Source organism: Streptomyces sp. SolWspMP-5a-2 (assembly GCF_900091845.1).
Lineage (GTDB): Bacteria > Actinomycetota > Actinomycetes > Streptomycetales > Streptomycetaceae > Streptomyces > Streptomyces doudnae.
Genome location: NZ_FMCI01000378.1, coordinates 38,705 through 59,466, shown reverse-complemented (window position 1 = coordinate 59,466; position 20,762 = coordinate 38,705). Strand labels below are relative to the sequence as shown.

The following is a 20,762-nucleotide window of genomic DNA, read 5'->3' as shown; positions in this document are numbered from 1 at the left end:
ACCTCGCCTTCAGGACCGGGCGCGGCGTCTACACCGTCACCGTCGAGATCGCCCGGATGCTCGCCGACGGGCTCCTGGAGTGCCCGGCGGCCCCGGCGACGATCGTCGTCCACGCGCCCCCCGGCCCGATCCGGCACCGCACCCCGCCGCCTGGGCCCGCAGCCGTGCCGCCCGCGCCCCTCGGCCTGCCCCGCCGCAGCCCCGGCGCCAGCGGCATCACCGGGTCCCTCCCGCCGCCCCGCCAACCGCCGGGCTGGAAGGGCCTGTTCCGGCTGCGGGGCGGCACCCCCGGATGACCGCACGCCCGCCCCTCCGCCCCCGGGCGGCGCCGGAGCGGGCCGGAGAACAGGAAAAGAGACCGACCACATGCGAACGCAGCAGCGGGAGTTGAGCACATGGACCACGAAGCGCTGACCCGGGAGATGCGGGACCTGCGCGAGCGGGTGCCCGGGATCACCGACACCGCCCTCGCGGCGGCCGACGGGCTGCTCATCGCCGCGGACACCGCCCACCCCGTCGAACCCGAGACCCTCGCCGCGCTCGCCGCGGCCGGACTGGGCCTCGCCCGGCGCACCGCAGAGGCGACCGCCCGCGGCACCCTGCGCCGCACGGTGACCTATGGCAGCCACGGCTGCGCCGCCTTCTACGCGGTCGGCGACACCGCGCTGATGGTCGTCCTCGGCGACGAGGGCCTGGACGTGGACGGCCTGCACCGGGCGGCCCAGCCCGCGCTGCGCAGGCTCGACGCGATCCTCACCGAGAAGGCCCCCGAGGGGGTCTGAGGGGATGGTGACGAAACACATGACCGCGTCCGGTTTCTCCGACCAGGTGCTCGGGCTGGTCAAGTCGCTGCGCGCCGAGGCCCCCGACTGCGTCGCCTCCGGCGTCGTCGACATGGCCACCGGGATGCTGCTGGCCCACGAGACCGTCGAGAACCATCCGCCCGAGGTGCTCGACCTGCTCGCGGGCGCCACCCTCGACCTGTTCCAGGGCCGCACCGTCGTGATGATCGAGGACGTCTTCAAGGAGCGCCGGGGGACACCCGGTGACCACCACTTCTTCCAGGAGATCCTGGTCAACAGCGAGAACCTCACCCACCTGTTCGTGCGGCTGACCGAGCAGCAGGACGTCGTCGCCGTCGTCGTCTGCCGCAGGTCCGTCAACACCGGCATGCTCTTCGCGCAGGTCAGGCGGGTGGTCAAGGAGTACAGCCTGTGACACGCGGGCGGGCCCCGCCCCCGGGTGGGGGAGGGGCCCGCGCACGCCCACGGCGTACCTACTCGGTGCGCAGCCCGTCCGGCCGCATCAGCCTGAGCAGCGGCGGCAGGCTGCACAGGGTCACCGCGAGGACGATCGCCGCGCCGAACCCGGTCATCGCCAGCACACCGGTCCAGTCGATCCGCACGCCCGCGCCGACCATCTTCAGCAGCACCGTGCCCAGCGTCAGCCCGACCACCGCGGCGAGCACCAGCCCGAGGCCGATCGGCAGCGCCGACTGCCAGAACACCGACAGGCCCAGCGTGCGGCGCCTGGTGCCGAAGGCGACCAGCGCCGACAGCAGCTTCCGGCGCTCCCGCAACTGCTCGAGCTGCCCCACCAGCAGGCTCGCGCCGATCAGCGCGAGCACGCACGCGGCGCCCACGAACAGCCCGGTGCGCAGCGAACTGAACTCCGCGGTGCGCTTCTTGGAGACCAGCGTCTCCGGGCGCAGCAGGGCGTCGAGCCGGGCGGCCGTGTTGCGCACCTGCTCCTGCGCGTCCTCCGCGCCCGGCGTGAGGGACAGGTAGACCACTCCGCGCAGCCCGTCCGCCGCGCCGCTCGGCAGCGCGCTCGGGGTGATCAGGAAGCCGCTGCGCTCGACGCCGGTCGGGTCGGGCCTGCTCCTGGCCTGCTTCAGGTCCTTCGGCGGGCGCCAGCCGACCGTGCCCGCCTGGCTGTCGCCGCTGCCGTAGGCCGGGTTGAGGTACAGCTGCTTCCCGGACGTCAGGAGCTTCCCGGTCTCGGTGTCGTCCGCGGTGTCCGCCAGGTAGAAGACGTCGCCCTCGCGGCAGGACGGCAGGATCGCCGCCTCGCGCAGCGACGCGCAGTCGCCGACGCTGACCTGGGCGCTGTGCTCGGGCTCGTCGCGGGCGTCGCCGACATCGGCGTCGGCGATCGAGACGACCCCCCGCACGCCCTCGGTGGCGCGCATGCCCTCGGCGATCTCGGCGACCGGGGCCGCGCCGGTCGCCCGGATCTCCATCTGGGCGCGGGTCAGGTCGTTGCCGGTCCACTTGCTGTACTGGGAGTCCACCCCGGCGAAGAGCATCTGGAGGGCGATGGCGCCCGCCACCGCCACGGCGATGCCGTTGACCATCCTGGCCGCCGAGCCGCTGCTCAACTGGAGCCTGCGGACCGCGAGCTGCCAGGAGACCGCGCCCTGTCCGAGCCGTCCGACGACGGTCTCCACGAACCAGGGCAGCAGCGCGGTGATGCCGACGAGCAGCAGCAGGACGCCGCCGACGACCAGGTACTCGTTGAAGTCGCCGCCGCCGCGCCCCTGGCCGATCATCGGGGCGAGGGCCGCGAGGCCGGCCACCGGCAGCAGCAGCCGCCACCACAGGCGGCGCCGGGCGGGCTTCGCCGTCCGCACCACGCCGAGCGGTTCGATGACGACCCCGCGCAGCGCGAACAGCGTCACGCCCACCGCGGCCGCCGGGACGGCCACCGCCACCAGCAGGACGAGCGCGGGGTGCGGGGTGAGGTAGCTCGGGAACACGCTGATCCCGAAGACCTCGACGGTGCCGACGATCTGCCGGGCGACCAGGAAGAAGGCCGCGCCGAGCACGAGTCCGAGCAGTGCGCCCGCCATCGCCTCGCCCGCCGCGATCCTGCGCACCATCCGGCTGTCGGAGCCGACCAGCCGCAGCGCGGCGAGCCTGCGGTCGCGTCGCTCGCCGCCGAAGCGCACGGCGGCGGCGATGAACACCCCGACCGGCATCAGCAGCACCACGAACACCACGAGGATCAGGAGCGTCATGACCGGATCGCTCTCGTCGCCCCGGGTGGGGCTGCCGAAGTGGTCGATGCGGGCCACGTCGGGCGGGTTGATCCGGTCCGGGAGGCCGTCGGCGCCCGCGTAGTAGGCGAGTTCGTGCGAGCCGACCAGACCGCGCTCGCCGATCGTCCCGGTGATCCGGTACGGCAGCCGGGCGCGCAGCGTCGCCCCGTCGGGGGAGTCGAGCAGTTCCTTCAGGGCGGGGGAGACGACCATGTCGCCGGTGGCCGGGAAGGAGCTGAGGCCGGGCGGCAGCGGTGCATCGGCGCCCTCCGGCTCCATCACCCGGCCGCGGATGTCGGCACCTTGGTACTCGGTGTCGTTGTCCGCGATGACCAGGGAGTCCTCGGAGGGTTTCGTCGGCGTGTAGATGTAGGTGAAGTCGGCGCGCTCCTTCTCCCGTTCGTGCCGGACGGAGAGCGCGGTCGGCAGGGTCGTGGTGAGCAGCAGCAGCGCCACCCCGAGCCCCACGCCGACGGCAGTGAGCACCGCCCTGACCCATCCCTCGCGTCCGCCCCCGAGGGCGAACCTGACGCCCAGGGCGAGGTCCCTCGACCACTGCCGCACGTTCATACCGCGCGCTCCATGTCCCGTGACCTGCCGTCCCGTACGACGATCTCGCGGTCGGAGTAGGCGGCCACCCGGGCCTCGTGGGTCACCAGGACCACGGCGGCGCCGGTGGTCCGTGCGGCCTCGGTCAGCAGCTCCATCACGCGTTCGCCGTTGAGGGAGTCGAGGGCGCCGGTGGGCTCGTCGGCGAAGATCACCCGGGGGTCGGTGACCAGCGCGCGGGCCACGGCGACCCGCTGGCCCTGGCCGCCGGAGACCTCGCCGGGCCGCTTCCTGCCCAGGCCGTCGACCTCGAGGCGCTCCATCCAGGAGAGCGCGGCGCGTTCGGCGGCCTTGCGCGGGGTCCCGTTGAGGCGCAGCGGCAGCGCGACGTTCTCGACGCAGGTCAGCTCGGGCACCAGCTGGCCGAACTGGAAGACGAACCCGAACTCCGAGCGGCGCAGCGCGCTGCGCTGGGTGTCGCTCATGCCGGCCATCTCCTGGCCGTTGTAGCGGATCGACCCGGAGTCGGGCGGGACGATCCCGGCGAGGCAGTGCAGCAGCGTCGACTTGCCGGACCCGGAGGGGCCCATGACGGCGACGACCTCGCCGGGGTGGATGGAGAACTCGGCGCCGTCGAGGGCGACGGTGGGGCCGTACGCCTTGTGCAGGTCGGCGGCGGTGAGCAGGGAACCGGCCGGGTGCGTCATGCCGTCACCGCCTCACGGAGCTTGTCGAGGCGGGCCGCGGTCAGTTCGAGCCAGCGCAGGTCGGCCTCCAGGTGGAACAGGGCGTGGTCGCAGATCAGCTGGTCGGCGAGGTCGCCCTGACGCTTGCGCTCGGTCAGCGCGCGCATGGTGCGCAGGTGCTCGGCGCGCTGGGTGTCGAGGATGTCGGCCGCGTCCCGGCTGGTGAGGAGCGCGAGGACGATCTTGGTGTAGAGGGTCGACTGGAGGTACGGCTCGGGCGCCTCGGGGGTCGCGAGCCACCGCTCGACGTCGGTGATCCCGGCGTCGGTGATGGCGTACCGCTTGCGCTCGGGACCGCCGCCCGCCTCTATGCCGTCGACCTCGACGAGCCCGTTCTTCAGCAGGCGCGACATCGTCGAGTAGACCTGGCCGTAGTGCAGCGGCCGGTCGTGACCGAACTTCTCGTCGAAGGCCCGCTTCAGGTCGTAGCCGTGGCGCGGGCCGGACTCCAGGAGCCCCAGGAGGGTGTGACCAATGGACATGCCGACGACTCTACACAGCGGGTATACCCACTGTGTATACCCGGGGTGTGCAGTCGCCGCCGAAGGGTGGGAAGTCGCAGGTCAGGAGGGAATGTCAGGATTCGGCAACAGGGATTCGGGGTCGGGCTCAGGCGGGCGGCGGTCCGTCGGCCGCGCCGCCCGGCGGCCGTCCCCTGCGCGGCAGCGGGCCGGTGTCGCCCGGCAGCCGTCCGGCCTCCTTCAGGGCCCTGCGCAGCAGGAACTCGATCTGCGCGTTGGCCGACCGCAGCTCCTCGCCCGCCCACCGCGCCAGCGCGTCGTGGACGGCCGGGTCCAGCCGCAGCAGCATCTGCTTGCGCTGCTGCGGCCGGCGCTTCGCCGAGGGGACCTCGGGGGGCTCCGTCACTGGTAGAGGGTCCCGGTGTTCAGGACCGGCTGCGGGGCGCGGTCGCCGCACAGGACCACCATCAGGTTGGACACCATCGAGGCCTTGCGCTCGTCGTCCAGTTCCACGATCTCCCGCTCGGAGATCCGCGCGAGCGCCGCCTCGACCATGCCGACCGCGCCTTCCACGATCTCCCGGCGCGCCGCCACGACCGCCCCGGCCTGCTGCCGCTGGAGCATCGCCGAGGCGATCTCGGGGGCGTAGGCGAGGTGCGTGAAGCGGGACTCGATGATCCGCACCCCGGCCGCCTCCACGCGCGCGTGGAGTTCGACGGCGAGCTTCTCGGTGATCTCCTCGGCGTTGCCGCGCAGTGAGAGGCCGCCCTCGTCGTGGGCGTCGTAGGGGTACTCGATGGCGATGTGCCGCACGGCCGCCTCGGTCTGGGTGGAGACGAACTCCAGGAAGTCGTCGACCTCGAAGACCGCCTGCGCGGTGTCCCGGACGTTCCACACGACGACCGCGGCCAGCTCGATCGGGTTGCCGTAGGCGTCGTTGACCTTGAGGACGGCCGTCTCGTGGTTGCGGACCCGGGTGGAGATCTTGGTGCGCGAGGTGAACGGGTTCACCCAGCGCAGCCCGTCCTGCCGGATCGTGCCCCGGTAGCGCCCGAACAGCTGGACGACCCGGGCCTCGCCGGGGGCCACCGTGTTCAGGCCGCACATCGCGATGAAGGAGGCGAGCGCGAGGAGGACGCCGCCGATGATCAGGACGGCCTTGCCGCCGCCCGAGGAGACGCCGCTCGCGGCGACGGCCAGACCGATCCCGGCCAGCAGCCCCACCAGGCCGAGCAGCAGGGCGAGCCCGCCGCCGATGCTGTGCGCGGCGACCTCCCGCACGCGGGGTGCGGGCATCTCGGGTACGTCGGCCGCGGCGGTCTCCGGCGCTGTGTCGTGCGCGGACATCAGGGTCCCCCGTTCGTCGGTTGCTGAACTGCTTACTGAGTTCTAGCTAAGTGATATCACTTTACCCCGCCGGGCAACCCTTCACGCCTCCCGGCCGTCGGTTCCTTGGGGACGGGTGCTGATTGTCACGTCCGCAAAAGGCCGGATCGCCGGACCTTTGCCACAACTGGCGGTGTTAGCTTTCTGAGCTGACCTTGGCGGCGAAGTTGTGTGACTTCTGAGCACACTTGATCGAAGCGGAGCGGAACGGACCAATGGGACGCGCGGATGAGAGACGAGCGCGGCAGCGCGGTGGCCATCGCGCGGCGCCTCCACAACCGTCCGGGACCCACGCCCCCGGCGTCGGGGGCCGGGCCGAGGCCCGGCGGGCGGCGCAGGGCAAGGGCCGCGGCAGGAAGCCGGGCAAGGACGGCAAGGACGGCCGGAGCCTCATACGCAGGATGTTCACCTGGAAGAAGGTCGTCGGGACCCTGCTCGGTCTCTGCCTGCTCGGCATGGGCGCCTTCGTCGCGCTCTACATGATGATCGGCATTCCCGAGGGCAACGCCGACGCCCAGCTCCAGAGCAACGTCTACAAGTACAGCGACGGCTCCCTGATGACCCGTGACGGCCAGCGCAACCGCGAGGTCGTCGACCTGGCCAAGGTGCCGAAGAAGGTCCAGCTCACGTTCGTCGCCGCCGAGAACAAGACGTTCTACAAGGACGCCGGCGTCGACCTCAGGGGCACCGCGCGCGGTCTGCTCAACACGGTCGCGGGCCGCGGCGCCCAGGGCGGTTCGACGATCACGCAGCAGTACGTCAAGAACTACTACCTGACGCAGGACCAGACCGTCACCCGCAAGCTCAAGGAACTGGTCATCTCGCTGAAGCTGGACCGGGAGAAGTCCAAGGACTACATCCTGGCCGGGTACATCAACACCAGCTACTACGGCCGGGGCGCCTACGGCATCCAGGCCGCCGCGCAGGCCTACTACCGCGTCGACGCCGACGAACTCACCGTCGAACAGGGCGCCTACCTCGCCGCGCTGCTCCAGGCACCGAGCCAGTACGACTGGGCCTCCGCCTCCGAGACCGGTAAGAAGCTGGTGAAGGAACGCTGGAACTACGTCCTCGACAACATGGTCGAGGAGGGCTGGCTCGACCAGGGCAAGCGGACGTCGATGACCTTCCCGGTCCCCAAGGACCCCAAGGCGGCGCCCGGGATGGGCGGCCAGGTCGGCTACCTGGTGGACGCGGCCAACAACCAGCTCGCCAGGCAACTGGTCAAGCAGGGCGCGGCCGACGACGTCAACGACGCCGTGACGATGGTCAAGGCGGGCGGCTGGAACATCACCCTGAACATCGACAAGAAGCGTCAGGCGGCGCTGGAGAAGGCCGCGAAGACGCAGCTCACCAGCAAGCTCGACCCGAAGCGGCGCAAGGTCGACGCCGACGTCCAGGCCGGAGCGGTCTCCGTCGACCCGAAGACCGGCGCGGTGGTCGCGCTGTACGGCGGCCAGGACTACTACAAGCACTTCCGCAGCAACGCGACCCGGGTCGACTACCAGCCCGCCTCGACCTTCAAGCCGGTCATCCTGGCCGCCGCCTTCGACGAGGCCGCCCAGACCCAGGACGGCGAGCAGATCGCGGCGACCACGCTCTACGACGGCACCAGCAAGCGCCCGGTCGTCGACAACGGCGTGAAGGTCGGCTTCGCCCCGGAGAACGAGGACGACGCGAGCTACGGCGACGTCACCGTGCAGACCGCCATGAACAAGTCCGTGAACTCGGTCTTCGCGCAGATGGGCGTGGACGTCGGGATGGACAAGGTGCTCAAGGTGGCCGGCCGGATGGGCATGGACACCGCCGACCTGAAGGCGGTGCCCGCGCAGACCCTCGGCACCATGGGCGCGAGCCCCCTCCAGATGGCGGGCGTGTACGCGACGCTCGACAACCACGGCAAGAAGGTCACCCCGACCATCGTCAAGTCGGCCGAGAGCAGCGCCCGCACGGTCGACCTGCCCAACCCGATCGGCGAACAGGTCATCAGCCGCGAGGCCGCCGACTCGGTCACCTCGGTGCTGACCGGCGTGGTCGACGACGGAACGGCCAAGGTCTCGGTGCGCGACAACGCCGCCCGCGACGGCCGCAAGGTCGCCGGCAAGACCGGCACCTCCGACGAGAACCGCTCGGCCTGGTTCACCGGCTTCACCCCGGACCTCGTCACCTCCGTCGGCCTCTTCGGCGAGGCGAAGAAGTCCGGCGCGCAGGTCTCGATGTACGAGGCGGGCGGCCAGCCCCGCGTCAATGGCGGCGGCTTCCCGGCGCAGATCTGGGCGGCGTACACCTTCGGGGTGACGTCCAGGAGCGCCCGGTTCGACCTGGACACCACGCAGGGCGCGGCGGTCCAGCCGTCCCGGACGCCGACCCCCAGCGACACGCCGTCCCAGACGCCGAGCCAGACCCCCAGCCAGACGCCGTCCCAGACCCCGTCGGGCAGCGACACGCCGTCCCAGACCCCGTCGCAGACGCCGTCCCGGACACCGACCAGCTCGCCGCCGTCCCAGACGCCGAGCCAGACACCCACCGGCCCTGACCCGGACGACCCGCTCGACCCGAACGACGAGCAGTAGCGCACGCCGAGCAGGAGCGCACGACGAGGAGGGGCGCCCGGCACAGTGCCGGGCGCCCCTCCTCGTCGTCGGTCTCCGACTAGGTGCGGTTCAGTTCGAACCACACCACCTTGCCGGTGCTCAGCCGGGTCGCGCCCCAGCGCCTGGCCAGCTTGTTGACCAGGTACAGGCCGCGCCCGCCCTCGTCGGTCGCCCGCGCCTGCCGCAGCCGCGGCAACTGCGGCACGTCGTCGCCGACCTCGCAGCGCAGCACGTCGGTGCGGAGCAGCCGCAGGGTGACCGGCCGGGACGCGTACCGCACGGCGTTCGTCACGACCTCGCTGACCAGCAGCTCCACCGAGTCGCTCAGATCCTCCATGCCCCACCGGGACAGCGCCCTGCGGGCCAGCCGGCGGGCCCGGCCCGGAGCCGCGTCCTCCGGCTCGAGGAACCAGTACGCGACGTCGCTCGGCGCGATCCCGTCGAAGCGGGCGGCGAGCAGCGCGATGTCGTCGTCCCGGTCACCGGGGCCGAGCATGTCGAGCACCTCGTCGCAGAGGGCCTCCAGGGGCGGCGGATGGTCGGGCCCGGTGAGCTGGGCGGTCGCGGCCAGCTTCTCCCGCAACTGCTCGATGCCGGTCCACACGTCCCGCAGCCGGGACTCCACCAGGCCGTCCGTGTACAGCAGCAGGGTGCCCCCGGCGGGCGCGTCCAGCTCGACGGCCTCGAAGTCCACCCCGCCGACGCCGATCGGGGCGCCGGGCGGCACCCGCAGCACCTCGGCCCGGCCGCCCAGATGGAGCAGGATGGGCGGCGGATGACCGGCGTTGGCGATGGTGATCCGGTGCGAGACCGGGTCGTACACCGCGTACAGACAGGTCGCCATGCGGTCGCTGCCCAGCCGCTGGGCCTGCTCGTCCAGGTGGTGCAGGACCTCCTGCGGCGGCAGGTCGAGCCCGGCCAGGGTCTGCGCCGTGGTGCGCAACTGGCCCATGATCGCCGCCGAGGTCATCGAGTGGCCCATCACGTCGCCGACGACCAGCGCGACCCGGCTGCCCGGCAGCGGGATCGCGTCGTACCAGTCACCGCCCACCCGCGCCGTCTCGGCGGCGGGCAGATAGCGCGAGGCCAGCCGGACACCCGTGGGGCGCGGCAGGTTCTCCGGCAGCATGGTGCGCTGCAGCTCGTCGGCGATGTACGCCTCACGGCCGTACAGGACCGCCTTGTCGATGCCCAGCGCGCTGTGCGTCGCCAACTGGGCGGCGACCAGCAGGTCGTCCGCCTCGAAGGCGATGCGCTCCGGGCGGCGCAGGAAGAGCGCGGCGCCGATCACCCGGCGTCGGCCGCGCAGCGGCGCCAGTATCGCCCGCTGCCCGTCCGGGACGGTGAACTCGCCGCCCTCGCCGAGCAGTTCGGGCAGGGCGGCGCGGGCCGCCGGGGCGTCCGTGAAGACCGGACGCACCCCGCGCAGCACCTCGGCGAGCGCGCTGCCGGGTCGCACCTCGCACAGTTCGTTGCCGACCGTCTCCAGCTCCGAGGGCTCGGGCTGGAGCGCGGGCGCGAAACCGCCGTCGGTGTCCCGTTCGGCCGGTATGCGGTCGGTGCGGCGCAGGCGCAGCAGCAGCGGGCCGGTGGGCCGTTCGTCGCCGACCGGCAGCGGATCGCGCAGATAGACCAGGATCGCGTCCGAGAAGGTCGGCACGGTCGCCCGGCACAGGCCCATGACGATCTCGTCCAGGTCGATGCCGCGGGCGATCCGCCGGGTCGCGGCGCCCACGAAGCGCAGCCGGTCGCCGTCGCGCCGCATCGGCGTCGGCTGGCCCGGCGGCAGGCCCTGCCCGGACCTGCGCTCACCGCCGCCGAGGACCGGCGGCCGCTCGCCCTCGGTGCCCGGCTGCGACGGGATGCCCTCGGGCGCCGGACGCGGCCGGTGCGTGTCGGGCTCGGCGACGGCGGGCTGCGAGTGCTCGGAGTCCGTGCCGGACTGGCCGCCGCCCGTGCCGCCCGTGCCGCACGGCACCGCCGTCTCCGGCGTCGACGGCGTCTCGCCCGCGCGTGCCTGCGCGGGTAAGGCGCCCGACGGGGAGGCGGGCGCGGGCGCCGGGGTGCGCAGGAGCGCCCCGCGTGGGTCCGCGGGGTCGACGCCCGGCTGGGGGCGCTCGAAGGAGATGGGGTGCTCCGTCACGCGTGTCGAATCCGTCCGTCCGGGGCTGCGCGCCGTGCGCGCGGTTCGTCCCGCAGTGATGCCGATACCCGGTTTACGTGCCCCAGGAACGGAATTCCCGCGTGGTCAGAGGTCCTTCCTGTACCGCGGACGAACCGTCTGCGGCTCGCAACGGTCTCCTCGTACCCCTCGCTCACGTCCTGCCGCCCCTCGGTGACGATCGGCCAAGCCCAGCGCATGCTCCGGGAGTTGCTGCTGTGCGCCCTTGCGGAGGACGATCCTACGGTTGTGGACCGGGGGCGCATCAAGGGTCTCATGTGGACACGTGCGCGGGCGTACGGTCCCAGTCCTCCGGGAGTGACGGTACAGCCCACGAGGGGTCGGGGCGCCAGTGCTGCCATCCTTCGCTGTACGGCGGGCCCCACGCGTGGATCACCTCCACGGCCGCGTGTCCCGCCTCCCGCACCCGCCGGGCCTGCCCCTCGTCCATCAGACCGTCCCGCCGGGCCTGCGCGAACTCGTCCTCGTCGCGCCAGTCCCAACTGTGGTCCGGACGCACCGTGATGTCCAGGAAATGGTCCTCGGAATCCACTCCGCCGTCCCAACGGGTCAGCGGTGTCTCCAGGTTCACGTACCAGTTCTTGAACTGCCATCCCGGGTCCCAGAACAGCCAGACCGACCAGGGCTCGCCCGGCCTGGCCAGCTTGAGCACCCCGGTGCCGAACCAGTGGTCGCGCTGGACCGTCCGCGCCTTGGTGTACCGGGACTCCAGAGGTTCCTGGTGCACGGGAGTGCCATCGGCGAGCACCGGCTTGACGCACTCGGTCCCCGGGGCCATCCAGGCGGCCAGCAGCTCGGCGTCGTCGCGCACGACGGTGACCGGGCGGGCGATGTGGATCCCCGGGCCGCCGTTCTCCCGGTAGCGCCACAGGATCTGACTCCCGGGGTCCCAGAAACCCGTCGGACCGCCCGCTGTCACCCGCTTCGCGTCCCCGCGTACCGCTCCACCGTCTGCCATGCACAGATATTAGGTGCCCGCGGCATACGACGCTGCGGTCCCCGTCACGGTTCCGGCCGGTCCGCGCGAAAGGTTCGCGCGCGGTTACGGGCGTGTCATCCGCAGGACATCCAGTGCCTCGTCCAACTGCTCGACGGTGAGGTCGCCGCGCTCCACGTACCCGCCGTCCAGCACCACCTGACGGATCGTCCGCCGCTCGGCGAGCGCCTTCTTGGCGATCTTCGCCGCCTCCTCGTACCCGAGGTACCTGTTCAGCGGGGTGACGACGGACGGCGACGACTCCGCGTACTCGCGGGCCCGCTCCCGGTCGGCGACGATCCCGTCCACCGTCCGGTCGGCGAGCAGCCGCGCCACGTTGGCCAGCAGCCGCACCGACTCCAGCACGTTCTTCGCGATCACCGGCAGCATCACGTTCAGCTCGAAGTTGCCCGCGGCGCCCGCCATGGCGACCGTCGCGTCGTTCCCGACGACCTGGGCGGCGACCATCAGGACCGCCTCGGGGACGACCGGGTTGACCTTGCCCGGCATGATCGACGAGCCCGGCTGGAGGTCCGGCAGCGCGATCTCGGCGAGGCCGGTGCGCGGCCCCGACGCCATCCACCGCAGATCGTTGGCGATCTTCGTCAGGCCGACCGCGACGGTCCGCAGCTGCCCGCTGGTCTCGACGATGCCGTCCCGCGCGCCCTGCGCCTCGAAGTGGTCCCTGGCCTCCGTCAGCGGCAGCCCGGTGGCGCGGGCCACCTCCGCGATGACGGCGGCGGAGAAGCCGGGCGGCGTGTTGATGCCGGTGCCCACCGCGGTGCCGCCCAGCGGCAGTTCGGCGAGGCGCGGCAGCGACGCCCGCAGCCGCTCCACGCCGTACCGCACCTGCGCGGCGTACCCGCCGAACTCCTGGCCGAGGGTCACCGGCGTGGCGTCCATCAGATGGGTGCGCCCCGACTTCACCACGTCGGCGAACTCCTCGGCCTTGCGGCCCAGCGCGGCGGCGAGATGGTCGAGGGCGGGCACCAGGTCGCGGGTGACGGCGGCGGTCGCCGCGATGTGGATCGACGACGGGAAGACGTCGTTGGACGACTGCGAGGCGTTGACGTGGTCGTTCGGGTGGACGTCCCGCCCGAGCCGCTCGCTCGCCAGGGTGGCAAGCACCTCGTTGGCGTTCATGTTGGACGAGGTGCCGGAGCCGGTCTGGAAGACGTCCACCGGGAACTGCTCGTCCCAGCGCCCCTCGGCGACCTCCCCGGCCGCCTCCTGGATCGCCCGCGCGATCTCCGGGTCGAGCACGCCCAGCTCGGCGTTCACCTTCGCGGCCGCCGCCTTGACGCGGGCCAGCGCCTCGATGTGCGCCCGCTCGATCCGCTGTCCCGAGACGGGGAAGTTCTCGACGGCGCGCTGGGTCTGGGCCCGCCACTTGGCGTCGGCGGGGACGCGGACCTCGCCCATGGAGTCGTGTTCGATGCGGTAGTCGCTCATGCTCCGTACAGCGACCGGCGCGGCCCGGATGTTCCGCCCGCTGGGCCGTCCGGGGGCGCCGGCCCTGTGAGACCGGTCTCGCCCCCGGGGCCGCCCGGCGGGTCAGCCCAGACCGGGGCCCCGCACCGGGATCGACGTGAACGTCGGCGCGGGCGCCGGGTCCTGGAAGAAGTCGTTGCCCTTGTCGTCCACCACGACGAACGCCGGGAAGTCCTCGACCTCGATCTTCCAGACCGCCTCCATGCCCAGCTCCTCGTACTCGACGACCTCGACCTTCTTGATGCAGTCCTGCGCGAGCCGGGCGGCCGGGCCGCCGATGGAGCCGAGGTAGAAGCCGCCGTGCGTGCCGCACGCGTCCGTCACCTGTTTGCTGCGGTTGCCCTTGGCGAGCATCACCCTGGAGCCGCCCGCCGCCTGGAACTGCTCCACGTAGGAGTCCATGCGCCCGGCCGTCGTCGGCCCGAAGGACCCGGACGCGTACCCCTCCGGGGTCTTCGCCGGGCCCGCGTAGTACACCGGGTGGTCCTTCAGGTACTGCGGCATGCCCTCGCCCGCGTCCAGCCGCTCCTTGATCTTGGCGTGCGCGATGTCGCGGGCCACCACCAGCGGGCCGCTGAGCGAGAGCCGGGTCTTCACCGGGTACTTGGTCAGCTCCGCGAGGATGTCGTCCATCGGCTGGTTCAGGTCGATGCGCACGACGTCCGACGCCTCGTCCAGGTGCTCGTCGGTGGTCTCCGGCAGGAACCGCGCCGGGTCCGTCTCCAGCTGCTCCAGGAAGACGCCCTCGGCGGTGATCTTCGCGACGGCCTGGCGGTCCGCCGAGCAGGAGACGGCGATGGCGACCGGGCAGGAGGCGCCGTGCCGGGGCAGCCGCACCACGCGCACGTCGTGGCAGAAGTACTTGCCGCCGAACTGCGCGCCGATACCGATCCGCTGGGTCAGCTCGAAGACCTTCTGCTCCAGCTCCTTGTCCCGGAAGCCGTGCCCGAGCGGCGAGCCCTCCGCCGGGATCTCGTCCAGGTAGTGCGCGGAGGCGTACTTCGCCGTCTTCAGCGCGTACTCGGCGCTGGTGCCGCCGACCACGATCGCCAGGTGGTACGGCGGGCAGGCGGCCGTGCCCAGCGAGCGGATCTTCTGCTCCAGGAACGCCATCATGGAGCCCTCGTTGAGGACCGCCTTCGTCTCCTGGTAGAGGAACGACTTGTTGGCGCTGCCGCCGCCCTTCGCCATGAAGAGGAACTTGTAGGCGCCGCCGTCGGTCGCGTACAGCTCGATCTGCGCCGGGAGGTTGGACCCGGTGTTCTTCTCGTCCCACATGGTCAGCGGGGCCATCTGCGAGTAGCGCAGGTTCAGCTTCGTGTACGCGTCGTGGATGCCGTGCGAGAGCGCCTTCTCGTCCTCGCCCGAGGTCAGGACGTTCTGCCCGCGCTTGCCCATGACGATCGCCGTGCCGGTGTCCTGGCACATCGGCAGCACACCGGCCGCCGCGATGTTGGCGTTCTTCAGCAGGTCGAGCGCCACGAACTTGTCGTTGCCCGACGCCTCCGGGTCGTCGATGATCCGGCGAAGCTGCGCCAGGTGGGCCGGGCGCAGGTAGTGCTGGATGTCGTGGACGGCCTCGGCCGCCAGCGTGCGCAGGGCCTCGGGCTCGACCTTGAGGAACGTCCGCCCGTCGGCCTCGAAGGTGGAGACACCCTCGGAGGTCACCAGCCGGTAGGGGGTGGTGTCCTCTCCCATGGGGAGCAGATCGGTGTACGCGAACTCAGGCATCTCAGCCCATTCCTCACTCGACGGACGACGCCCGCCGACGTTGGCGGGCCCCTCAGCGTAGAACCTGCCTCCGACACCGCTCCGGTGAGGTAAGGCTCAGTCGGCGCCTCCACCCCCTAGTCGCGATCTATCGCGTTTCGGTACGCTGCTGCCGTGGACCTTCACAAGCACGCCCCGCAGGCGGACGCGTCGCCCGCAGTCGCCGAGCTGCGCGCCTCCGACGCCGACCGCGACCGGATCGCCGACATCCTCCGCGAGGCCCTCGCCGAGGGGCGGCTGACCGCGGAGGAGCACGCCGAGCGGGTCGAGGAGGTCTACCGCGCCAAGACCGTCGGCCAGCTCGAACCCCTCGTCCAGGACCTGCCGGCCGCCCATGAGCGCCGTCAGGGACCGGCGTTCGTCCCGCCCCCGGGCCGCCCCGCCCGCGCGTACGTCCCGGCCGACCCGGACGACAACGTGGTCGCGGTGTTCAGCAGTGCCGTCCGCCGGGGCCGCTGGCGCGCGGGCCGGCGCATCCACGCGTACGCGGTCTTCGGCAGCGTCGAGATCGACCTCAGCGAGGCCCTCTTCGAGCACCAGCAGGTCGTCGTCAAGGCGCTCTCCGTCTTCGGCAGCGTCGAGGTGCGCGTCCCGGAGAACGTGTCGCTGCGCGGCACCGGCGGCGGCGTCCTCGGCAGCTTCGAGGTGGACCACCTGGACGCGGTCGACCCGCGCGCCCCGGTCGTCCACGTCGACGGCTGGTCCGTCCTCGGCAGCATCGAGGCGCGGCCGAGGCGCGGCAGGCTCGTCGCGGACATCCTCGACCGGGTGCAGCGCAAGATCGACAAGGTCGGCCGCGCCGACAGGACGGTGCGCAGACACCTCGACCGGTGATCCGGCGGTGGGGAACGGAGTGCATAGGCCCGCGCACAGCGGGTAGGCCTTGCGCATCGTCTCTCGCTCGCGAAGCCGTCGTCAGGAGTAGACCGTGCCGCAACCGCCGCATTCGTCCGCGCAGGTAGCTGCCGTTCCGGCCCAGCGGGTGCCCGTGCGGGACAGGGACCAAGACGCGCCCTGGCACACCGAGGCGGTGTGCCGGCGCGACGAGGCGAGCCTGTTCTTCGCACCGTCCAAGGAACCCACCGCAGCCCGGCTCTCCCGCGAGGAGGCGGCCAAGCGGGTCTGCGGCCGGTGTCCCGTGATGGTCGAGTGCCGGGAGCACGCGCTCCTGCAGCCGGAACCGTACGGCGTCTGGGGCGGCCTCACGGCCGCGGAACGCCGGGTGGTGCTGGCCAGACGGCGGCGGCGCGAGGTCGAACTGCAGAAGGCGGCGCGGGCGGGCAGCCGCATAGCCCAGGCGGGCTGACAGCCGAACGTGGGCGCCCCCTACCGCACCAGGGGACGCCCACTCCGCACAGCGGGCACGCTCTCGCCCTGCGGGGTTCCGCGGGGCGGGGAGGGACGCGGATCGCTCCGCGGAATCCTCACTTCCCCCGGTCGAAGTCGACGGCGCTGTAGGCCCGCAGCTTGCTCAGCCGGTGCTCGGAGTCGATCCGCCGCACCGTCCCGGACTTCGACCGCATCACGATCGAGTCGGTGGTCGCGGTCTCCGACCGGTACCGCACTCCCCGCAGCAGCTCCCCGTCCGTGATGCCGGTCGCGACGAAGAAGACGTTCTCGCCGGAGACGAGGTCGTCCGTGGTGAGCACCCGGTCCAGGTCGTGGCCCGCGTCCACCGCGCGCTGCCGCTCGTCGTCGTCCTTGGGCCACAGCTTGCCCTGGATGGTGCCGCCGAGGCACTTCACCGCGCACGCCGAGATGATCCCCTCGGGCGTGCCGCCCACGCCGAGCAGCAGGTCGACGCCGGTGCCCTCGCGCAGCGCCAGGATCGACCCGGCCACGTCGCCGTCCGAGATCAGCTTGATGCGCGCGCCGGTCTCCCGGATCTCGTCGATGATGCCCGCGTGCCGCGGCCGGTCCAGGATGACGACGGTGACGTCCTCCGGCGCGGACCGCTTGGCCTTCGCGACCCGGCGGATGTTGACCGACACGGGCGCGTCGATGTCGACGAAGTCCGCCGCGTCGGGCCCGGTGACCAGCTTGTCCATGTAGAACACGGCGGACGGGTCGAACATCGACCCGCGGTCGGCCGCGGCCAGCACGGCGATCGCGTTGGTCATGCCCTTCGCGGTCAGCGTGGTCCCGTCGATCGGGTCGACGGCGATGTCGCACTCGGGCCCGGTGCCGTCCCCGACCCGCTCCCCGTTGAAGAGCATCGGGGCCTCGTCCTTCTCGCCCTCGCCGATGACCACGACGCCGTTCATCGACACGGTGTGGACGAGGGTGCGCATGGCCCGCACGGCCGCACCGTCGGCGCCGTTCTTGTCGCCCCGGCCGACCCAGCGGCCCGCGGCCATCGCGGCGGCCTCGGTGACCCGGACGAGTTCCAGGGCGAGGTTGCGGTCGGGGGCTTCGCTGGGGACTTCGAGTTCGGACGGCAAGTGATGATGCTCGGTCATCGGAGCGCACCTTTCTGATACGACGACGGCCGGATGAGGGTGACTCCGACTCTATCGCCAGTCCTACAAAATGAGCAGGGGGGCCCACGGATGAGCAGACCGGGGCACCTGCGACGATGGGGACGTGGCAGGTTCGAACGGTAAGCAGAAGACGGTCCGGGACATGATCCTCTCCCTGGCCCTCATCGGGGTCGCGGCGGCGGTCATCTACGTCTTCGTCCCGCACGACGACGGGGAACCCGACGTCAAGCGGGTCGACTACCGGGTGGAGCTGCTGACCGCCCGGCGCGCCGCCTCCTACCCGGTGGCCGCCCCCCAGGGGCTCCCCGAGGAGTGGAAGGCCACCTCGGTCCGCTTCCGTGGCGACGACTCCGACGCCTGGCACCTCGGATTCCGGGCCCCCGACGGGCAGTACGTGCAGATAGAGCAGTCCACTCAGAAGCCGTCGAAGTTCATCGACACCGCGAGCCAGGGCTCCAGGGAGACGAAGGTCACCCAGGAGATCGGCGGTGCCACCTGGACCCATTACACCGGCGGTCGCTACGACGCGCTCGTCCGCTCCGACCGGGGCGCCACGACGGTGGTCGCGGGCACCGGCTCGTTCGAGCAGCTCGCCGAGATGGCGAAGGCGCTGCGGACGGCGTAGCCGCCCACGGCACGCGGAAGGCCCCGGCGCGGTTCGCCGCCGGGGCCTTCGTCGTCGTCGGGTCCGCTCAGACCGTCGTGACGACCTGCTCGTACGACAGGCGCGGGGAGCGCGGGAACCAGGCGTCCTCGCCGGGGCGGCCGATGTTGACGACCATCAGCGGGGTGTGGTCGTCGTCCAGGAACTCCTTGCGGACGCCCTCGAAGTCGAGGCCGGTCATCGGTCCCGCGGCGAGACCGGCGGCGCGCACGCCGATGATGAAGTACGCGGCCTGGAGGGCGGCGTTCAGGGCCGCGGCGCCCTCACGGGCCGGGCGCTCGCTGAAGAAGAGGTCCTTCGCCTGCGGGAAGTGCGGCAGCAGGGCGGGCAGCTCGTCGTGGAACTCGTTGTCCGCGGCGAGGATCGCGACCAGCGGCGCGGTGGAGGTCTTCGGCCGGTTGCCCTCGGCCATGTGCCGCACCAGGCGCTCGCGGGCCTCGGGGGAGCGGACCAGGGTGATGCGCAGCGGGTTCTGGTTGAACGCGGTGGGGCCGTACTTGACCAGGTCGTAGATGGCCTGGACCTGCTCGTCGGTCACCGGCTCGTCGGTGAAGGTGTTCGCGGTGCGGGCCTCGCGGAACAGCAGGTCCTGGGCGTGGGGGTCAAGAACGAGAGACATGGGGGAACTTTCTGGCGGAATGTACGGGATCCGGAATCCCCGGACCGGCTGACGATCACGACGGTACGCCAGAGAAGTTCAAGGTTCAACCAAAGACGGACCGCGGTGATCCGCTTCACAGGTGCGCACGGGGGAGACGGCCGATGGGCGGGGCGGCGGGACTGGTCTCACGGGGGTGGGGCGCCGCCTCGCGGGCGACGCGGGAGATCACCCGTTCGGGTGACGGGCGCTCGCGGGGGAGGTGGTCACCCTTGGCGAGGGCCGGGGGGAGAGGGGAGGGGCGGGCGTCGACCAATCACGCGCCGCCGGTGGCGGCGCGCGCCGACCGGCTACGCGTCCGTCCCGCCGTCGGGGCCGTCCTGCTCCTGTTCCTCCGCCAGCGCCGCGTCCAGGCGGGCCCGCGCGCCGTCCAGCCAGCGGCGGCACACCTTCGCCAGCTCCTCGCCGCGCTCCCAGAGCGCCAGGGACTCCTCCAGCGTCGTGCCGCCCGCCTCCAGGCGCCGCACGACCTCGATCAGCTCGTCCCGGGCCTGCTCGTACCCGAGCGCCTCTTCCGCCACCTTGCCGGTCATTCCGCCCACCCTATGCATCGCTCTCATCGACTCGAACAGTGAATTCGCCCTCGGCCACCCGCGCCCGCAGCAGCTCGCCCGCGCCGACCTGGCCGGGCGCCCTGACGACCGGACCGTCCGCCGTCTGGAGCACCGCGTAGCCGCGCTTCAGGGTGGCGGCGGGGGAGAGCGCCACCACGCGCGCGTGCGTGTGCGTCAGCTCCGAGTCCGCGCGGTCTAGGAGGTGGCCCAGCATGCGGCGGGAGCGGTCGGTGAGGGACGCCACGTGGTCGGCCCGCTCGTCGATCATCCGGTGCGGATCCTCTATCGAGGGCCGCGCCAACGCGTGCGCGAGACCGCGCTCCTCCCGCGCGAGGAGCCCCTCCACGCACCGCCGCGCCCGGTCCCGCAGGCCGCGCACCCGCTCGAACTCCTCGCCGACGTCCGGCACGACCTTCTTCGCCGCGTCGGTCGGCGTGGACGCCCGCAGGTCCGCCACGTGGTCCAGGAGGGGGTTGTCGGGCTCGTGCCCGATCGCCGACACCACCGGCGTACGGCAGGCGGCGACCGTGCGCACCACCTGCTCGTCGGAGAACGGCAGCAGGTCCTCCACGCTGCCGCCGCCGCGCGCGACGATGATCACGTCCACCTCGTCGTGCGCGTCCAGCTCCTTCACCGCCTGCACCACCTGCGGGACCGCGTGCACGCCCTGCACCGGGACGTTGCGCACCTCGAAGCGGACGGCGGGCCAGCGGTGCCTGGCGTTCTCCAGGACGTCCCGCTCGGCGGCCGACGCCCGCCCGCAGACCAGCCCGATCAACTGCGGCAGGAACGGCAGCGGCTTCTTGCGCTCCCGCGCGAAGAGGCCCTCGGCGGCCAGCGACTTCTTCAGCTGCTCCAGGCGCGCCAGCAGCTCCCCGACGCCCACCGGCTTGATCTCGGCGGCCCGCAGCGACAACTGGCCGCGCGGCGCGTACCACTCGGGCTTCGCGTGCACGACCACCCGGGCGCCCTCGCTGACGACGTCGGCGACGGCCTCGAAGACCTGCCGGTAGCAGGTCACGCTGATCGAGATGTCGTACGAGGGGTCGCGCAGTGTCAGGAAGACGACGCCGGCGCCCGGCCGCCGGGAGAGCTGGGTGATCTGCCCCTCGACCCAGATGGCGCCGAGGCGGTCGATCCAGCTCCCGATCAGCCGCGACACCTCGCCGACGGGGAGGGGCGACTCCGGGGACGTGTTCGCAGCCATGCGG

General features: G+C 72.2%; 19 protein-coding genes and 1 pseudogene. 7 read left to right on the top strand and 13 right to left on the bottom strand.

The genetic code is table 11. The annotated features are described in order from the left end of the window. The 3 genes and pseudogenes from GA0115242_RS37505 to GA0115242_RS37495 all read left to right on the top strand — a co-directional run. Positions 1–296, top strand: a pseudogene (locus GA0115242_RS37505) (MarR family transcriptional regulator); the annotation flags it as partial. Positions 297–395: 99 nt separating this feature from the next. Continuing rightward, positions 396–782: a roadblock/LC7 domain-containing protein gene (locus tag GA0115242_RS37500; protein ID WP_176729989.1), complete on the top strand. Its 387-nt coding sequence runs from the start codon at positions 396–398 to the stop codon at positions 780–782. Positions 783–786: 4 nt separating this feature from the next. Beyond that, positions 787–1,218, top strand: a complete 432-nt coding sequence (locus tag GA0115242_RS37495; RefSeq protein ID WP_093836130.1) for a hypothetical protein — start codon at positions 787–789, stop codon at positions 1,216–1,218. A 58-nt stretch (positions 1,219–1,276) separates the two neighbouring features. Here the strand turns inward: GA0115242_RS37495 and GA0115242_RS37490 are convergent, their stop codons facing one another. From GA0115242_RS37490 to GA0115242_RS37470, 5 genes are all read right to left on the bottom strand, one after another. Continuing rightward, complete coding sequence (locus tag GA0115242_RS37490; RefSeq protein WP_093836129.1) at positions 1,277–3,610, bottom strand: ABC transporter permease; 2,334 nt, start codon at positions 3,608–3,610, stop codon at positions 1,277–1,279. Beyond that, the gene (locus GA0115242_RS37485; RefSeq protein ID WP_093836128.1) at positions 3,607–4,296 is read right to left on the bottom strand and encodes an ABC transporter ATP-binding protein; all 690 of its coding nucleotides are present in this window, start codon (positions 4,294–4,296) and stop codon (positions 3,607–3,609) included. The genes GA0115242_RS37490 and GA0115242_RS37485 overlap by 4 nt, the downstream gene beginning before the upstream one ends. Continuing rightward, positions 4,293–4,817, bottom strand: coding sequence for a PadR family transcriptional regulator (locus tag GA0115242_RS37480; protein WP_093836127.1), 525 nt, complete (start codon positions 4,815–4,817; stop codon positions 4,293–4,295). Before GA0115242_RS37480 ends, GA0115242_RS37485 begins: the two co-directional genes overlap by 4 nt. Positions 4,818–4,944: 127 nt before the next feature. Further along, on the bottom strand, positions 4,945–5,202 hold the full coding sequence (locus GA0115242_RS37475; RefSeq protein WP_093836126.1) for a hypothetical protein: 258 nt from the start codon (positions 5,200–5,202) through the stop codon (positions 4,945–4,947). Further along, a complete protein-coding gene (locus tag GA0115242_RS37470; RefSeq protein ID WP_093836125.1) occupies positions 5,199–6,143 on the bottom strand; it encodes an SPFH domain-containing protein in 945 nt (314 codons plus the stop codon). The genes GA0115242_RS37475 and GA0115242_RS37470 overlap by 4 nt, the downstream gene beginning before the upstream one ends. A gap of 254 nt (positions 6,144–6,397) precedes the next feature. Here GA0115242_RS37470 and GA0115242_RS37465 point away from each other — a divergent pair, with 254 nt between their 5' ends. Beyond that, positions 6,398–8,755 carry a transglycosylase domain-containing protein gene (locus GA0115242_RS37465; protein ID WP_093836124.1) on the top strand — a complete coding sequence of 786 codons (2,358 nt, stop codon included), beginning with the start codon at positions 6,398–6,400 and terminating at the stop codon, positions 8,753–8,755. Positions 8,756–8,834: 79 nt separating this feature from the next. Here the strand turns inward: GA0115242_RS37465 and GA0115242_RS37460 are convergent, their stop codons facing one another. The 4 genes from GA0115242_RS37460 to GA0115242_RS37445 all read right to left on the bottom strand — a co-directional run bounded on the left by GA0115242_RS37460 (position 8,835) and on the right by GA0115242_RS37445 (position 15,156). Continuing rightward, positions 8,835–10,919 carry a SpoIIE family protein phosphatase gene (locus GA0115242_RS37460; protein ID WP_093836123.1) on the bottom strand — a complete coding sequence of 695 codons (2,085 nt, stop codon included), beginning with the start codon at positions 10,917–10,919 and terminating at the stop codon, positions 8,835–8,837. 292 nt (positions 10,920–11,211) lie between these two features. Then, positions 11,212–11,916 carry a cytidylyl-2-hydroxypropylphosphonate hydrolase gene (locus GA0115242_RS37455; protein WP_093836122.1) on the bottom strand — a complete coding sequence of 235 codons (705 nt, stop codon included), beginning with the start codon at positions 11,914–11,916 and terminating at the stop codon, positions 11,212–11,214. 84 nt (positions 11,917–12,000) lie between these two features. Beyond that, complete coding sequence (locus GA0115242_RS37450; protein ID WP_093836121.1) at positions 12,001–13,386, bottom strand: class II fumarate hydratase; 1,386 nt, start codon at positions 13,384–13,386, stop codon at positions 12,001–12,003. A 102-nt stretch (positions 13,387–13,488) separates the two neighbouring features. After that, positions 13,489–15,156, bottom strand: a complete 1,668-nt coding sequence (locus GA0115242_RS37445; RefSeq protein ID WP_093836120.1) for a fumarate hydratase — start codon at positions 15,154–15,156, stop codon at positions 13,489–13,491. 153 nt (positions 15,157–15,309) lie between these two features. Here GA0115242_RS37445 and GA0115242_RS37440 point away from each other — a divergent pair, with 153 nt between their 5' ends. Then, on the top strand, positions 15,310–16,029 hold the full coding sequence (locus GA0115242_RS37440) for a DUF1707 SHOCT-like domain-containing protein (RefSeq protein ID WP_093836119.1): 720 nt from the start codon (positions 15,310–15,312) through the stop codon (positions 16,027–16,029). Positions 16,030–16,123: 94 nt separating this feature from the next. Then, on the top strand, positions 16,124–16,501 hold the full coding sequence (locus tag GA0115242_RS37435; protein ID WP_093836118.1) for a WhiB family transcriptional regulator: 378 nt from the start codon (positions 16,124–16,126) through the stop codon (positions 16,499–16,501). Between the two features lie 118 nt (positions 16,502–16,619). Here the strand turns inward: GA0115242_RS37435 and glpX are convergent, their stop codons facing one another. Continuing rightward, on the bottom strand, positions 16,620–17,654 hold the full coding sequence (gene glpX / locus GA0115242_RS37430; protein WP_093836117.1) for a class II fructose-bisphosphatase: 1,035 nt from the start codon (positions 17,652–17,654) through the stop codon (positions 16,620–16,622). Positions 17,655–17,778: 124 nt separating this feature from the next. Between glpX and GA0115242_RS37425 the strand changes: the two genes are divergently transcribed. Beyond that, a complete protein-coding gene (locus GA0115242_RS37425) occupies positions 17,779–18,300 on the top strand; it encodes a DUF4245 domain-containing protein (RefSeq protein ID WP_093836116.1) in 522 nt (173 codons plus the stop codon). 67 nt (positions 18,301–18,367) lie between these two features. Here GA0115242_RS37425 and GA0115242_RS37420 read toward each other — a convergent pair whose 3' ends face one another. The 3 genes from GA0115242_RS37420 to xseA form a co-directional block, all read right to left on the bottom strand. Continuing rightward, positions 18,368–18,958 (bottom strand): malonic semialdehyde reductase, encoded by a 591-nt coding sequence (locus GA0115242_RS37420; protein ID WP_093836115.1) that lies wholly within the window; start codon positions 18,956–18,958, stop codon positions 18,368–18,370. 329 nt (positions 18,959–19,287) lie between these two features. Beyond that, entirely contained in the window at positions 19,288–19,530 is a 243-nt protein-coding gene (locus GA0115242_RS37415) for an exodeoxyribonuclease VII small subunit (RefSeq protein ID WP_093836114.1), read from the bottom strand. Between the two features lie 10 nt (positions 19,531–19,540). Further along, positions 19,541–20,758 carry an exodeoxyribonuclease VII large subunit gene (xseA, locus tag GA0115242_RS37410; protein ID WP_093836113.1) on the bottom strand — a complete coding sequence of 406 codons (1,218 nt, stop codon included), beginning with the start codon at positions 20,756–20,758 and terminating at the stop codon, positions 19,541–19,543. Positions 20,759–20,762 lie beyond the last annotated feature (4 nt).

Bases quoted from the DNA above. Each gene is read 5' to 3' on its own strand.
- GA0115242_RS37500 (WP_176729989.1), top strand. From the start codon at position 396: ATGGACCACGAAGCGCTGACCCGGGAGATGCGGGACCTGCGCGAGCGG.
- GA0115242_RS37495 (WP_093836130.1), top strand. From the start codon at position 787: ATGGTGACGAAACACATGACCGCGTCCGGTTTCTCCGACCAGGTGCTC.
- GA0115242_RS37490 (WP_093836129.1), bottom strand. From the start codon at position 3,610: ATGAACGTGCGGCAGTGGTCGAGGGACCTCGCCCTGGGCGTCAGGTTC.
- GA0115242_RS37485 (WP_093836128.1), bottom strand. From the start codon at position 4,296: ATGACGCACCCGGCCGGTTCCCTGCTCACCGCCGCCGACCTGCACAAG.
- GA0115242_RS37480 (WP_093836127.1), bottom strand. From the start codon at position 4,817: ATGTCCATTGGTCACACCCTCCTGGGGCTCCTGGAGTCCGGCCCGCGC.
- GA0115242_RS37470 (WP_093836125.1), bottom strand. From the start codon at position 6,143: ATGTCCGCGCACGACACAGCGCCGGAGACCGCCGCGGCCGACGTACCC.
- GA0115242_RS37465 (WP_093836124.1), top strand. From the start codon at position 6,398: ATGGGACGCGCGGATGAGAGACGAGCGCGGCAGCGCGGTGGCCATCGC.
- GA0115242_RS37455 (WP_093836122.1), bottom strand. From the start codon at position 11,916: ATGGCAGACGGTGGAGCGGTACGCGGGGACGCGAAGCGGGTGACAGCG.
- GA0115242_RS37450 (WP_093836121.1), bottom strand. From the start codon at position 13,386: ATGAGCGACTACCGCATCGAACACGACTCCATGGGCGAGGTCCGCGTC.
- GA0115242_RS37445 (WP_093836120.1), bottom strand. From the start codon at position 15,156: ATGCCTGAGTTCGCGTACACCGATCTGCTCCCCATGGGAGAGGACACC.
- glpX (WP_093836117.1), bottom strand. From the start codon at position 17,654: ATGACCGAGCATCATCACTTGCCGTCCGAACTCGAAGTCCCCAGCGAA.
- GA0115242_RS37420 (WP_093836115.1), bottom strand. From the start codon at position 18,958: ATGTCTCTCGTTCTTGACCCCCACGCCCAGGACCTGCTGTTCCGCGAG.
- GA0115242_RS37415 (WP_093836114.1), bottom strand. From the start codon at position 19,530: ATGACCGGCAAGGTGGCGGAAGAGGCGCTCGGGTACGAGCAGGCCCGG.
- xseA (WP_093836113.1), bottom strand. From the start codon at position 20,758: ATGGCTGCGAACACGTCCCCGGAGTCGCCCCTCCCCGTCGGCGAGGTG.